Raw genomic sequence first — 13,629 nt, forward strand, 5'->3', positions numbered from 1 at the left:
TTCGCCCAGCGCAGTAAAATGCAACACCGAGCGGAACTCATTATGTTCTGTCGGGAAAGCGTGAGAGGTATTTTCGGGAGCGGTTAAAGACTTTAGAGGAGGAGGTAAAACATTGGCAACGATCGATGATTTTGCAGCACTAGATATCCGTGTTGGAACGATTAAGGAAGCGGAGTTTTTTGAAGAAGCAAAAGTCCCTGCGATAAAGCTTAAGATTGATTTTGGACCGGAGATCGGGATGAAATCCTCAAGTGCACAAATAACTAAGCGTTACAAGGTTGATGAAATTGTAGGCAAACAAATTATAGGAATCGTCAATTTTCCTCCTCGGCGCATTGCGGGATTCAAATCGGAGGTATTAGTTTTGGGAGGAGTCCCGGGAAAGGGAGATGTTATTCTATTAAAGCCGGATACTGAAATACCTAATGGTACTCCTATTGCGTAAAAATAAGACTCTAAAAGCGGCTCAACCTTAAAATCAGTGCCCAAGCTTTTGTTTGGACTTGTTCGCTTATCTCGGGCATAGGATTTCCTTTCAAAGGGCAGGGAGATGGCGTACGGTTCGCATCCCATTTGTTCCTTTGCGATTTTGCCGATAAGCGACCGGAACGGCTTCGATATGAAATTCTTCACAAACAGAATCTGGTTCACTTGTAGCTCTGGTATGTTGAGAATTTCGTTGAATGTATGAACCTCACTCTCCAATTCCATAATAGAAGCATGCATGCAAATTCAAAGCATGTCATAACAGGAGGGTGATTATGAAGGCTGTAACTTTCAATGGCATGAAGGACATGCAAGTGAAGCAGGTCGCTGATCCGACGATTCAGAGAAAAGACGGGATTATCGTCAGGATCACCTCGACCGCCATATGCGGTTCCGATCTCCATATATACCAGGGGGCGATTCAAGCCCAAACCGGATACGTGGTCGGACACGAACCGATGGGCATCGTCGAAGATGTGGGCCCTGAGGTGACAAGGGTCAAAAAGGGGACCGGGTCGTGCTCCCGTTCAATGTCTCGTGCGGCAGCTGTCATTACTGCCAGCATGATATGGAGAGCCAATGCGACAACTCAAACCCCAATCCCCAAGTGGATACGGGAGGTTATTTTGGGTTTACCGAACGTTACGGGAATTATCCGGCGGACAAGCCGAATTGCTTTACGTGCCGTACGGCAATTTCATGCCGTTCGTTATTCCGGAGTCATGCGAATTGGAGGATGAGAAGCTCCTGTTCCTGTCCGACGTGCTGCCGACAGCCTATTGGAGCGTGGACAACGGCGGCGTAAAGCAGGGGGATACGGTGGTGGTGCTCGGCTGCGGCCCCGTCGGTTTGATGGCGCAAAAATTCGCCTGGATGAAAGGGGCCAAACGGGTCATCGCGATCGACAATATCCCGTACCGGCTGAACCATGCCAAAAAAATGAATAACGTCGAAATCTTCAACTTTGAAGATTACCAAGACATGGGGCTGCATATAAAAGAAATAACACGCGGGGGTGCGGATGTCGTCATCGATTGCGTCGGAATGGACGGCAAGAAGACCCCATTGGAGGAGGAAGAGCAGAAGGCCAAGCTGGTTGGCGGAACGCTCAGCGCGATCAACATCGCGATGAATGCGGTGCGGAAATTCGGCACGATTCAGATTACGGGGGTATACGGTTCTAAATACAACCAGTTCATGTTCGGAAACATTTGGGAACGAAACGTGAAGCTGACCATGGGACAGGCGCCCGTGATCCATTACATGCCGATGCTGTATCAAAAAATTATGGCAGGCGAGTTCGATCCGACGGAGATCGTCACGCATAAAGTGCCGCTCGATCAGGCGCATAACGCGTACAACACCTTTTACAACCATGCGGACGAATGCATTAAATTCGTCCTGAAGCCTTAAATGATGGCATGAAGAAGAGGGGCTGTTCCACAGGGTATTGTACCCTGAGGGACAGCCCCATGTGTTTAGCCGATCTCCTCACATAATGGTTTATAATCAAGTGGAGAGCACTCTAACAAATTGAATGAGGTGAAGAATGGTAAAAGCATTAGAAAATGTACATGTTGTCATTACCGGTGCCTCCGACGGCTTAGGTTATGCCATGGCAGAAGCCCTTCTTGATGAAGGGGCAAAAGTAGCAGTGGCATCCCGTCCAGGGTCAAAATTAACTGAAGCCGTAAAAAAACTTGAAGAAAAGGGATATACGACTGTTTTTGAGCTTCCACTGGATGTGAGGTCAGAGGGATCGGTAGAAGATGCGGTGAAATGGGTGAAAGCGGAATGGGGTAAAATTGATGTCCTTGTCAACAATGCCGGCATCGGGATGCGAACGGTTAACCCGCGTTTTCTGACGGAGCCGCAGCCCTTTTACAAGGTGACGCCGGGAGGCTTCCGCGATCTTATCGAAACCAATCTCACCGGTTATTTTCTGGTAGCGCGAGGATTTGCCCCACTCATGATCGAACAAGGAAAAGGACGAATCATCAATATTTCCATGAATCATGAGACCATGAAAAGAAAGGGTTTTGTTCCATACGGTCCGTCGCGCGCAGCAACAGAATCGCTGTCGGCGATCATGGCGGAGGATCTGAAGGAATCTGGAATTTCGGTCAACATGTTGCTTCCGGGCGGAGCAACGGCGACGGGGATGATTCCGGATGATCTGCGCAGGGAGATCGAGGCGGGATTCCAGCTGATGCAGCCGGAGGTTATGGCGGAGCCTATTGTCTTTTTGGCTTCACCGGAAGCGGAGGGCATTACGGGGGAACGCATTGTGGCCTCCGAATTTGAAAGTTGGTTAAAGGAAAAAAGCAAATAATAGGGAGAGGCGAATACTTCTATATCATTTTGCACAACATCTGTGTGATTCGAACTTCCGCAGGATCGCATTTGGCAATCCGCTCTTTCCCCAATGACGAAGAAGGCTCTCAGGTCCTTCTTCGCTGGGTTCGAATAAACGCATCCCCTGTTTTTTTAAGTGAATTCTAAAGTGTGTTTTCCAAGAACAGGTGTTTAAACAAAATTCTCTAGAACAACCTTGCCAATCGTCCTATTGCTCTCCAATAGCTTGTGGGCTTGGCGAAGATGCTCTGCTGAGATCGGTCCAAGTACTTCGGAGAGCGTTGTCTTCAATTTTTGATGATCCACAGCATCAGCTATCCGATTGAGCAGTAAGTGTTGCTCGATCATATCATCCGTTTCATAAAGCGAGCGCGTAAACATAAACTCCCACACGAAGGTGGCGCTTTTTTGCTTAAGCAATTTGAGGTTGAGCGGAGAGGTAGGATCATCAATTGCGCAAACGACTCCTTGGGGAGAAACGGCTTCACTTATGCCGGCCCAGTGTTTTTCCAAAGCGTTCAGGCAGAAAATATACGGAACGCTTGAAAACCCGATTGCTTCAAGCTGCGGAAGGAGCGGGTCATGGTGATTAATGGTATAGTCGGCACCCATTGATTTAACCCAATCGACGGTTTCCGGGCGGGAAGCAGTCCCGATTACAATGAGCCCAGCTTGTTTTGCAAGCTGGATGGCAATGGACCCTACACCCCCAGCGGCCCCGATGATCAGCAGGGATTTTTTTTCGTTGGCGCCCGGATCTTGAGAAATCGACATTCGGGTAAATAATGCTTCCCAAGCTGTGATAGAGGTTAAAGGAAGAGCTGCCGCTTCCGCGAAATTCAAGGAAGCTGGCTTGCGCCCTACAATACGTTCATCAACCAGATGGTATTCGCTGTTTCCGCCTTGTCGTGCAATGCTGCCCGCATAAAAAACTTCATCCCCGGACGGAACAACGAGCAGTTCGGTCCCGCCTCTTCAACAATTCCTGCAACATCCCAACCTAAAATTTTTGGAACTTCTTCAACTCTGTCTTTAGGCGCACGTACCTTAGTGTCAACGGGATTGACCGATATGGCCATAACTTTGACCAAAATGTCACGGCCCGTCGCTCTTGGTTTCTCCACCACTAAATCTACCAAGCTTTCTGGATTTTCAATTGGAAGGTATCGGGTTAGTCCTACCGCCTTCATTGTAGCCATGATAAACCACATCCTTTCCTTACTATTATACCCATTGTGAGGCACCACTTAAAAATTTGAGCACTTTAGATCCAATCCTTTCTATGAAGAAGGGAAACCACTAAGATGGTTTCCCTTTAAAATGTGCCTTCTTATTTTGTGTAGGTTATATTCTTATACTTGCTGAGCAAGGACAATTATCATCACGATTCCCATTTTTTGTTGAACAATTCAAGGAAGCAGAGATGGTATGAGATAAGTGAACTCCTTATACAATAGGAAGCCATCCAGGGAAGCTAGTATAGTACTCCCACATTTTATCAGAAATAGCTAGTTCTTTTTGATCTTTTTTAGATAATGTTGTACGGATTTTGTCTTCTTCACCGACTTGTACTTTTTGTATCCACTGAGGTTCCATTATCAATTCCCTTCCTAAAGCGATTAAAGGGACTCCTGTTTCAAAAGCTTTCATCACTTCATCGGGTGTCCGCAGCATCCCAACTCCCATTACAGGAACACGATCGCCGACACGCTCATGGATCATAACAACTCGGGATGTCTGATCGTTATCATCACGGATTGATCCGTTCCAAAAGGCGCCGACAGAAATGTGGAGATAATCCAGGTCCTGGTCCGCTAACTTGTCCACTAATTGCAGCGTATCTTCCATGGTGATGCCAGGATTCTCTCTTTCTTCAGGCGATAACCGATAGCCGATGATAAAAGGTTTTGTTGCATGGTCTGAAACTGCTTTTTTAACAACGTCAACTACAGCAAGCGGGAAGGACATACGTTTTTCCAGCGTTCCACCCCACTTGTCAGTTCTACGATTTGAGTGTGGAGAAAAGAATTGCTGGAGCAAATACGTATTGGCACCATGGATTTCAACTCCATCGTAGCCAGCTTCGATTGCTCTTCTGGTTGCTTCACCAAATGCTTTAATAATTTCTTCGATTTCGTCTGCTGTCATTTCCCGAGGTACCACGGCATCGTCCCGGTCCGCTGCTACCGCACTCGGAGCAATTGGTTGACGATCGAGCAATTCTTCAGGCGGGCACATTCTGCCACCGTGAAAAATTTGTAGAATCGCCTTTGAACCTTTTTCCTGTATAGCTGTCGCCACACGTCTTAAACTAGGAATTAGGGAATCGGAATCTGCACCAAATTCACCCGGGAATCCTTTTCCATTCCTGGTGACGTATGTGCATGCGGTGATTACCGCTCCTACACCACCGGCACGTTCTTGATAATACGCAACTTCTTCGTCTGATACTTCACCATTTTCATGTGCCGCCGTATTGGTCATGGGTGCCATTGTAATATGGTTCTTTATTTCAACTCCAGAACGGAAGGTAAATGGTTTAAAAGCAGCTTCATATTTCGGATTCATCTTTTTTTCTCCTTTTGTTTACATCAAGTTTGTAATAGGGTTTTGCTAGGCATTTTTATATTCTATACAAAAAAATTATAGATATAGATGGAAAGCTTGCCATAAGGATCGGCCGGTGTCGACCTACTTTAGCCGAGTAATTTCTGCCAATATTTCATAGGAATGGAGGCGGGCCTTATGATCGTAGACCTGGGCGATTGCCATGATTTCATCGGCTTGACTTTCATCCAGAAACTTTTCCAGCTTTTCTTTTACGGTTTGAGGACTGCCGACAATCGAAGTTCCTAACTGATTCTCAAGGGCAGCTAGTTCATAGTCTCTGGCTAAATCATTAATATTATCCACTGGCGGCTGCAAGGGCACTTCCTTCCCGCGCATCAAATTCAAGAACTGCTGCTGCAAGGTTGTAGCGAGCCGCTCAGCTTCTTGATCTGTGTCGGCCGCAATGATGTTCAGCCCTACCATTGCATGCGGCTTGTCCAGTACTTTAGATGGCTTAAACGAACTGCGGTACAGCTGGATGGCCGGCAGTGTGTTATGCGGCGAGAAATGGCTTGCAAAGGCAAACGGCAGTCCAAGCTCTCCTGCCAGCTGGGCACTGTATCCGCTTGAACCCAACAGCCAAACAGGTATGTTCAATCCTTCACCCGGAATTGCTTTAACATGACGATGTCCTTGTGCCAGGGAAGGGTCAAAGTAATTCCGGAGCTCAGCCAGCTGCTCAGGGAAATCTTCTCCTGAACTTCTCAAGTCACGTCTCAATGCACGTGCGGTAAGCTGATCGGTGCCTGGTGCACGGCCCAAGCCAAGATCAATACGTCCTGGATATAAGGATTCGAGAGTGCCAAATTGCTCAGCAATAACAAGAGGCGCATGATTCGGCAGCATAATGCCGCCTGAACCTACCCGGATTTTTGATGTCCCTGCTGCAACATGGGAAATGACTACCGATGTTGCAGAGCTGGCGATAAATGGCATATTGTGATGCTCAGCGAGCCAATATCGGTTATACCCCAGCTTTTCAGCGAGCTGGGCCAGCTCCAAAGTATTGCGAAAAGAATCAGCCGGCGTACTTCCATCTGCAATTGGAGAGAGATCCAGGACCGAGAATGGAATATCCGTAATTTGTTTGGTATCCTTTTCAGGCATATGCTCATCTTCTTTCTTTAGTAAGTTCGTCGTTTCAAACACCCGGTTAATTTATTGCAGCCTGAGCCAAAATTTCATAAGAGCGCAGCCGTGCCTTATGATCAAAAATCTCTGTATGAGCCATGATTTCATCTGCGTCAGTCTTTTCTAATAACTCATGGAGCTGCTGCTTCACACCTGCAGGGTCCCCGATGATGGAAGTGAACAGCTGTTCTTCAACCGCCCTGCGTTCATTATCGTTCCAAAGCTCGTCCATATTATTAACAGGAGGCAAAATGGGCGAAGGCTGTCCGCGGGTTAACAAAAGAAATTTTTGATACATCGAAGTGGCAAGCCTTTGTGCCTCCTGTTTCTCATCAGCAGCCACCACTTGAACGGCTAACAGTACATAAGGCTCCTCCAAAAATTGAGACGGACGAAAAGAATCCCGGTACAGTTTTATGGCCTCCATCATGTTGCCTGGAGCAAAATGCCCAGCGAAAGAGAACGGCAACCCCAGTATTCCAGCCAATTGTGCACTGTAAAACGCTGAACCTAACAGCCAAATGGGCACATTTGTTTTTTCGCCGGGAATGGCGTGAAAGCTGAATGAACCATTCTTAGTGGCTGTTCCTGTACCATAAAGATAGGCGATAAGCTCCTCAAGCCGGGCATCAAATTCAGGTTCACCGGCAACCCGCTGCCGCAATACATTTGCTGTATATTGGTCGGTGCCAGGTGCCCGCCCCAATCCAAGGTCGATCCGGCCAGGGAAGAAGGTTTCTAATGTTCCAAATTGCTCAGCCACGGAAAGAGGAGAATAATGGGAAAGAAGCATTGCGCCTGATCCAATACGCATTTTTTCCGTGACAGAGGCAACTCGTCCAATTACGATCGGGGATGCGGAACTCGCCATTCCTGCCCAATTATGATGTTCAGCAAGCCAAAACCGTTTATATCCCCACTGCTCTGTTTTCTTTGCTAGATCAAGCGTGTTTTGAAGGGAAAGTTCGGCTGATCCTCCCTCGACAATTGGGGAGGGATCTAGTACGGAAAGTTCTATTTTCTTTGTCATCATTCTTCCTCCTTTAAACCATTCAATTTTTTAAAACGGGCCGGTACCTTTATGGGTTGGGAAGTAAGGTACAACAAATTCTCCAAGTTCCTGGATTACTTCCTCTGGAGGACGCCTGGAAAAATACAGAACAAACGCCAAATGATTGACGCCAATCGCTTGAAATTGATGAAGCAGATCAACTAAACGGTTTCTTCCCACGGAATAGCCTAAGGGTATGGGGACAGGCATTTCATCTGGATTTTCAGATAAATCGATGAACAAGCTTTGAGAGAAGGGTTTGAAATCTCCTGGAGCATGAACTTCCGTTAAAGCACGATAATCCTGAATAAGCTGCGCCTGTTGAGTAATGCTTCTTGGGTATTGAAGCCACCCGTCCCCATTCCTGGATATCCAATCGATAGACTGATTGCTAAATCCAGTCACCATGGTCGGAATCGAAGATACAGGCTTTGGGATTAACCTCATATCTGTACCATCGATCAGCCCGGCGTGGCTGTGAATTGTCGGCTGATCCTCTTTTAACAGCCGGTCGAGAATTTCGAAATTTTCTTTAAATAACGGACCGCTCTCTTGCTTAGATATCCCTAAAGCTGTAAAGTCTTTTTCCCTGTCCCCGGATGCCACTCCCATAATCAACCGACCTGGAAACAATTGATCGATTGATGCAGCTTCCTTCGCTACCCTGACAGGGTGGCGCAAAGGGAGAACTACACTTCCAGTCACCAACGCAATGTGCTTCGTATGGGCAGCAAGATACGTCAAATAAATCCATAAATCGTACATTTGGCCGTTATCATCAATATTCAAATTCTGCATCGTAATATCACGGAGCCATAATGAAGCAAAACCATATTTCTCCATTTTACGGGCAAGCTCCAACTGATTCTCCATCAGCGGATTTTTAGACATCCTGGCAGTTGGGAGGACAAATCCGAGTGTCATTTTGTCTTTCTGGTACATGCTGTTATAGGCACGATGATTTTGAAAACCCACCCGTGGTCCTCCTTAAAAGATCATATTTTTAAGCCTATATACTTTTCAAACTGTTTAATGGTTTCCTCATTGCGTCGATAATAAGTCCATTGTCCGATTCGTTTCATTTCCACCAGCCCGCTTTGCAATAGGATAGATAAATACTGGGAGGTAGTGGACTGCGATAGTACTACTTTGCTTTGAATATCACTAACACAAACCCCGCCATCAAAGCCTTTTTCTTTGATGACATGGGCCTGCGGGGAAAAGTTATTATCAGGTTCTTTCAACATTTGCAGAATATTTACTCTTATTTGATTTGACAGAGCCTTGAAAATTTCAACTGCCTGTTCGTCATTTATCATATTTGATTCCCGATTCAACGGTGCCCGCCCCTTTCTGATCATATTAAAATCTATTTTGCTTGGAATGAGTATAGATTAATCGAACAAAAGGATATTGATAATTTGCGATATGTCTATATTACTTTGCTTTCTACCCAAAATCAAATGTTATTCTTTAGGAGGGGCTAGGAAGCGTTGGTCCAGCAATTGGTTGAGTTTCATCTGAAGGCACTGGGGCGAAAATATGGCAAACGGCTGCAAAGGCTCCTTTATAAAAACATCCTTGGAACAATGTAATATAATTCTTATAAACTTCGGCAATTTCATTGGATATCAATCCATGGGCGTTTACGAGATGAGTTTGGCAGTCTGGTTAATTATGAAGGGATTTCATGGGGAGAACCTGGCTAAATTGAGAGCATAAACAGCTTCTTCGTCTTTAGTAAAATAATCAAAAGTTCTTTGATCGGGAGATTAAGAGGTGATGATGATTCAACTCATAAATAGGGCGGAATTTGATGGGAAGAACTCCTTATTTAATTATTTGTTCTCGATTAGCTCTTGTTGAATGTGATGCTCGTATTCGGTGAACGCTTCTGACATCACCCATCCAAGGTCGGACATCAGTGATTGATTGCGCCAGACAGATTGTCTAATTCCTTACGGCGGATAGCCATCAGGATTCTCTCCTCTGTGATCGTGAACTCGCACCGAAGAGGAATAGGGATAAAATTTTGTGCTTCCGGGCATGTTAGGAAATAACATCGAGGGGAGTGCTGTATGATGGCAAGAAGAAGGAGAAAATATGCGGTGCCAGGGGTCGAACAGGGAATGCAAGCTTTCAAAGCAGATGTAATGAAGCGCGAAGGATATACCGTAGATCCGAATCAACCAGACGATGTAAAATACGAAGTGGCGAAGGAGCTTGGTATACCTCTGTACCCAGGAAACAATGGTCAATTGACAACGGAATCAGCAGGCCATGTCGGCGGCAAAATTGGCGGTTCCATGGTTAGGGAATTGGTCCGTCTCGCTCAGGAGCAAATAGCGAACAAGGAGTAGTCCTGGACTGAAACCTCCTGAGATCGTGGGGAAAATTGCTGAGCACTGACTTGAAATAACATCCATTGGTTTATATAACGATAATTTCCCCCTTTCCACAAGAAGGGGGTTTTGTCTTGCCTTTCATATTACACTGTCATGTCAAGAGGATGACTGTTGTGAATATCGCCGGTTTCTATTCCGCGCTAAGATACGAACGGAAGGGATGATGGACGTTATGAAGGAGCATAGCAGCAGATATGAAAGATGTTAGAGATGTAATCTGATTTAACTTTGTGAGGTTGGTGGAGTAGAAAGGGGAATCGGAATGAACGATATCACAAATAAGGCAAAATTTTTGTTACAATGTAGACTAATGCTAGCATTTAGGGACGGTGATTAACATGGGAAGAAAGCAGGCTTTTACCAAATCAGAGTTGCTTGACCAAACCAAGAGAGTGCTTCTCGAGTATGGTTATGAGGGGTTTCAACTTAAATTGTTATCGAAGAGTCTGGTTGGAGCAAGAAGTACGATTTACCAATATTATGCCAACAAAGAAGAGATAGTTGCTGCATGTATGAAACGATCCATGGAAAATGTATTACAGAAGGCGTCGGCTATTGATGAAACGGATTGCATGAATGCTCTTCAACATCTGCTAGATGTATATCTGGAGGAAGCTAATTTCCATCAATTGCTTGGATATGCTCATAAAATAAATAAAGCCAATTCTGAGGCTGCGACCAATGATCTTGAATTTGTTGAGCAAGCGCATGTGACTTTAAAAAATCAACTGGAGCGATTGTTTGTTCGTGCTCAGGAAGAGGGGCACTTGAATACAAGCATTCCACTTCCCGCTATTATAGGTGTATTTTTTAACCTGATTGAAACTCCTAATATGATGAATATTCCTACACCTCAGTGGAGTAAACTATTGTATCAAATGTGGCTAGGAGGGGCAGGAAGACGATAAGGAGCACAAATATATTTGACACGCGTGTCACATAAACCTATAATGAAAACGAGCCGGAATAGAGGTGTTTAATTTGACACGCGTGTCATTTATTTTTGTCGAGGGGAGAAGTAGCATATGTTTTTGGCATTGAAGGAATTGAGACACGGCAAGACAAGGTTTTTGATGATTGCTATCATTTTTGTGCTTATTTCTTGGCTGGTGTTTATATTGTCAGGTTTGGGAAATGGGTTATCTACGCTTGCGGCTTCGACGTTTAAGACGATGAAGGCTGATTATGTGGTTTTCGAACAAGGGTCGAAGGCTTCAATGAGTAAGTCTTTATTGTCTGATGATTTGTCAGCTAAATTAGTAGAGATGCCGAATGTAAGTGCCGTTTCACCTATGGGAACCATCATGGCATCGGCAATCAAAGGGAGTAGCAAGTTGAATGAGGATAAATTAGATATAGCGATTATTGGAATTAACCCGGGAGCTTTCTTGAGCCGGCAATTATTGAAGGCAAGGGGCTGACATCCGATCAGATGACAAAGGTCATCGTCAATGAGACGATGAAAGACGAAGGATTTAAACTAGGGGACACCTTCCAATTAGATGGTTCGACGGAATCGTTGACGATTGTCGGCTTTGTCAAGAATCAGACGTATAACCACGTAGCAGCTGTATTTACACCTATTGAAGAGTGGCGTAAGCTTGCGTTTGCTGCACCAGGCTCGGACAAGGGAGTCAAAAACCCCGTCAATGCGATAATGCTTCAGGGTAAAGACATTGATCGGAGTACTATAAATGAACAGCTTTCGGGTACCGATACAGTTACCCGTGCCGCAGCGGTACAGGGAATGCCTGGATACAAAGAAGAGAATGGCACAATCATGATGATGCTTGCGTTTCTGCTTGCGATCTCTGCCTTTATCATTGGCGTATTCTTCTATGTATTCACGATGCAGAAGTCCAACCAGTTCGGGATTATGAAAGCGATCGGGGCCAAGAATAAATTCTTAGGTAAAGCCGTCGTCTCACAGGTGTTCGTCTTGTCGCTCTCAAGCATTATAGTTGGCGTCTTATTGACATATGGGACAGCGGCAATCATGCCCAAAAGCATGCCGTTCATACTGGATACGAAGCTGGTGTTCACGTATTCCACTGTATTGCTGGTAATCTCATTGCTTAGTTCGTTGGTATCCGTTCGCACGATTTCGAAAATTGATCCGGTTAAGGCACTTGGGAGGGTTGAGTAATGACTGAAGGGTTGCAAATAACATCAGCTTCAAAACATTACGATGAAGGATTGAATCGTATTGCGGCATTAGACCGATTGTCCATAAAAGTGGAGCCAGGTGAGTTCATCGCAGTGGTAGGTCCGTCCGGTTCTGGAAAAAGTACTTTCCTATCCGTCGCGGGTGCACTGCTTAAAGCTTCCGAGGGAGAGGTTATAATAAATGGAAAGGACATATCGAAGCTGTCAGGCAAAGAACTATCCGATATCCGATTGCATGAGATTGGTTTCATCATGCAGGCCTCGAATTTGGTTCCATACCTGAACGTTCTTGATCAGTTGCTTGTCGTGAAGCGGATGTCGGGTAAGGTTCGTGCAGCAGACAAAGCAATGGCTATAAAGTTGCTTGATGAGCTTGGTCTAGGCGCTAAGCAGAAGAGCTACCCGGAGGAGCTGTCCGGGGGCGAGAAGCAGCGTACCGCCATTGCCCGCGCGTTAATTAACGATCCTAATGTCATATTGGCGGATGAACCTACAGCAAGCTTGATACCAAACGCGCTCATGAAGTTGTCTCCTTGATTGCTCATGAGGTGAGAACACGCCACAAGGCGGCGATTATGGTCACACACGATGAGCGGCTGCTTACCTACTGCGACAAGGTATACCGGATGGAAGATGGCAAATTATCTCTAGCGGAACTGGAGTCCATCCATTAAGGACGGCAGACAGGTTATATAATAAATCCAGATCATAAGTTTTTAGGCTGAGAAGAAAACAGAATGCGGATAGTTTATTGACTTTGATCGATCGTTCGATTATATTTTGGGTATGAAAACTAAATCCGAAAGCAAAGTGGACCTTATTTATCAGGCTACGATTGAACTTCTCAATGAAAATGGCCTTTCTGAAATATCCATCTCAAAAATTGCTAAAAGAGCGAAGATCTCTTCCTCGATCATTTATTTTTATTTTGAAAGCAAAGAGGATATGCTGATCAAGTTGTATTTTTTGCTCAAGGATCAAATGCACCAGCTCATGTTTCATGGTGTAACAGAGAGTACACCCGTTAAAGTGGGGTTTGAGAAAATTCTGCGAAATTATTCAAATTACATCTTGAATAATAAGGACAGCTTTTTGTTAATGGAACAGTTTATTGGCTCACCCTTTATACGTAAAAAGTGTAAGGATCAAAATGGCGGTGTGTTTAAGCCGATGTACCCTTTGTTTGAAAGGGGAATTGAGGAAGGTTTGTTTAAGGATTTGGAAACGAATCTATTGGTTACATACTCCTGTTTACCTTTTGTCGAAATGGGAAAAGAGTATCTAAATGGGGCGTATGAGTTCAGTCCAACAAATATTGATAAAATGATTCAAATGAGCTGGGATGCTATCAAAGTATAATCAGCTCTTTTTTTACTCTAAATTGATCGATCGTTCAATATATTTTTTTGGAGTTCTTTGATCGAT

Annotated in this window: 12 protein-coding genes and 3 pseudogenes; 9 read left to right on the plus strand and 6 right to left on the minus strand. The window is 45.1% G+C overall.

Annotation, left to right across the window (positions count from 1 at the left end):
• Positions 1–112: 112 nt before the first annotated feature.
• The 3 genes and pseudogenes from csaA to ACTWJ7_RS02475 all read left to right on the plus strand — a co-directional run bounded on the left by csaA (position 113) and on the right by ACTWJ7_RS02475 (position 2,818).
• The gene (gene csaA, locus ACTWJ7_RS02465) at positions 113–445 is read left to right on the plus strand and encodes a chaperone CsaA (RefSeq protein ID WP_301880590.1); all 333 of its coding nucleotides are present in this window, start codon (positions 113–115) and stop codon (positions 443–445) included.
• Between the two features lie 316 nt (positions 446–761).
• A pseudogene (locus ACTWJ7_RS02470) lies at positions 762–1,899 on the plus strand (zinc-dependent alcohol dehydrogenase).
• Positions 1,900–2,035: 136 nt separating this feature from the next.
• Positions 2,036–2,818: an SDR family NAD(P)-dependent oxidoreductase gene (locus ACTWJ7_RS02475; protein WP_301880589.1), complete on the plus strand. Its 783-nt coding sequence runs from the start codon at positions 2,036–2,038 to the stop codon at positions 2,816–2,818.
• A 194-nt stretch (positions 2,819–3,012) separates the two neighbouring features.
• On the opposite strand, the pseudogene ACTWJ7_RS02480 reads toward ACTWJ7_RS02475, so the two are convergent.
• From ACTWJ7_RS02480 to ACTWJ7_RS02505, 6 genes and pseudogenes are all read right to left on the minus strand, one after another.
• Positions 3,013–4,052, minus strand: a pseudogene (locus ACTWJ7_RS02480) (zinc-binding alcohol dehydrogenase family protein).
• Positions 4,053–4,287: 235 nt separating this feature from the next.
• Positions 4,288–5,409, minus strand: coding sequence for an NADH-dependent flavin oxidoreductase (locus ACTWJ7_RS02485; protein ID WP_301880587.1), 1,122 nt, complete (start codon positions 5,407–5,409; stop codon positions 4,288–4,290).
• Between the two features lie 123 nt (positions 5,410–5,532).
• Entirely contained in the window at positions 5,533–6,558 is a 1,026-nt protein-coding gene (locus ACTWJ7_RS02490; protein WP_301880586.1) for an LLM class flavin-dependent oxidoreductase, read from the minus strand.
• A 46-nt stretch (positions 6,559–6,604) separates the two neighbouring features.
• Positions 6,605–7,612 carry an LLM class flavin-dependent oxidoreductase gene (locus tag ACTWJ7_RS02495; protein WP_079348369.1) on the minus strand — a complete coding sequence of 336 codons (1,008 nt, stop codon included), beginning with the start codon at positions 7,610–7,612 and terminating at the stop codon, positions 6,605–6,607.
• Positions 7,613–7,642: 30 nt separating this feature from the next.
• Positions 7,643–8,608: a TIGR03571 family LLM class oxidoreductase gene (locus tag ACTWJ7_RS02500; RefSeq protein WP_301880585.1), complete on the minus strand. Its 966-nt coding sequence runs from the start codon at positions 8,606–8,608 to the stop codon at positions 7,643–7,645.
• A 20-nt stretch (positions 8,609–8,628) separates the two neighbouring features.
• Positions 8,629–8,952 carry an ArsR/SmtB family transcription factor gene (locus ACTWJ7_RS02505; RefSeq protein ID WP_029880819.1) on the minus strand — a complete coding sequence of 108 codons (324 nt, stop codon included), beginning with the start codon at positions 8,950–8,952 and terminating at the stop codon, positions 8,629–8,631.
• 759 nt (positions 8,953–9,711) lie between these two features.
• On the opposite strand from ACTWJ7_RS02505, the gene ACTWJ7_RS02510 reads away from it, so the two are divergent.
• From ACTWJ7_RS02510 to ACTWJ7_RS02535, 6 genes and pseudogenes are all read left to right on the plus strand, one after another.
• Positions 9,712–9,993 carry an alpha/beta-type small acid-soluble spore protein gene (locus tag ACTWJ7_RS02510; RefSeq protein ID WP_301880584.1) on the plus strand — a complete coding sequence of 94 codons (282 nt, stop codon included), beginning with the start codon at positions 9,712–9,714 and terminating at the stop codon, positions 9,991–9,993.
• A 383-nt stretch (positions 9,994–10,376) separates the two neighbouring features.
• Positions 10,377–10,946, plus strand: coding sequence for a TetR/AcrR family transcriptional regulator (locus tag ACTWJ7_RS02515; RefSeq protein ID WP_301880583.1), 570 nt, complete (start codon positions 10,377–10,379; stop codon positions 10,944–10,946).
• 117 nt (positions 10,947–11,063) lie between these two features.
• A complete protein-coding gene (locus tag ACTWJ7_RS02520; RefSeq protein ID WP_443145092.1) occupies positions 11,064–11,459 on the plus strand; it encodes an ABC transporter permease in 396 nt (131 codons plus the stop codon).
• An 11-nt stretch (positions 11,460–11,470) separates the two neighbouring features.
• On the plus strand, positions 11,471–12,184 hold the full coding sequence (locus ACTWJ7_RS02525) for an ABC transporter permease (protein ID WP_443145093.1): 714 nt from the start codon (positions 11,471–11,473) through the stop codon (positions 12,182–12,184).
• Positions 12,184–12,878 (plus strand): annotated as a pseudogene (locus tag ACTWJ7_RS02530) (ABC transporter ATP-binding protein). The gene ACTWJ7_RS02525 and the pseudogene ACTWJ7_RS02530 overlap by 1 nt, the downstream one beginning before the upstream one ends.
• Before the next feature lie 112 nt (positions 12,879–12,990).
• Complete coding sequence (locus tag ACTWJ7_RS02535) at positions 12,991–13,563, plus strand: TetR/AcrR family transcriptional regulator (protein WP_024629583.1); 573 nt, start codon at positions 12,991–12,993, stop codon at positions 13,561–13,563.
• Positions 13,564–13,629: the final 66 nt, after the last annotated feature.

The sequence above is a fragment of the Paenibacillus sp. 1A_MP2 genome, assembly GCF_052244825.1.
GTDB lineage: Bacteria > Bacillota > Bacilli > Paenibacillales > Paenibacillaceae > Paenibacillus > Paenibacillus vandeheii.

Coding starts and splice junctions, on each gene's coding strand:
- ACTWJ7_RS02510 (WP_301880584.1), top strand. CDS start 9,712: ATGATGGCAAGAAGAAGGAGAAAATATGCGGTGCCAGGGGTCGAACAG.
- ACTWJ7_RS02485 (WP_301880587.1), bottom strand. CDS start 5,409: ATGAATCCGAAATATGAAGCTGCTTTTAAACCATTTACCTTCCGTTCT.
- ACTWJ7_RS02520 (WP_443145092.1), top strand. CDS start 11,064: ATGTTTTTGGCATTGAAGGAATTGAGACACGGCAAGACAAGGTTTTTG.
- ACTWJ7_RS02490 (WP_301880586.1), bottom strand. CDS start 6,558: ATGCCTGAAAAGGATACCAAACAAATTACGGATATTCCATTCTCGGTC.
- ACTWJ7_RS02515 (WP_301880583.1), top strand. CDS start 10,377: ATGGGAAGAAAGCAGGCTTTTACCAAATCAGAGTTGCTTGACCAAACC.
- ACTWJ7_RS02525 (WP_443145093.1), top strand. CDS start 11,471: ATGACAAAGGTCATCGTCAATGAGACGATGAAAGACGAAGGATTTAAA.
- ACTWJ7_RS02495 (WP_079348369.1), bottom strand. CDS start 7,612: ATGACAAAGAAAATAGAACTTTCCGTACTAGATCCCTCCCCAATTGTC.
- ACTWJ7_RS02505 (WP_029880819.1), bottom strand. CDS start 8,952: ATGATAAATGACGAACAGGCAGTTGAAATTTTCAAGGCTCTGTCAAAT.
- ACTWJ7_RS02535 (WP_024629583.1), top strand. CDS start 12,991: ATGAAAACTAAATCCGAAAGCAAAGTGGACCTTATTTATCAGGCTACG.
- ACTWJ7_RS02475 (WP_301880589.1), top strand. CDS start 2,036: ATGGTAAAAGCATTAGAAAATGTACATGTTGTCATTACCGGTGCCTCC.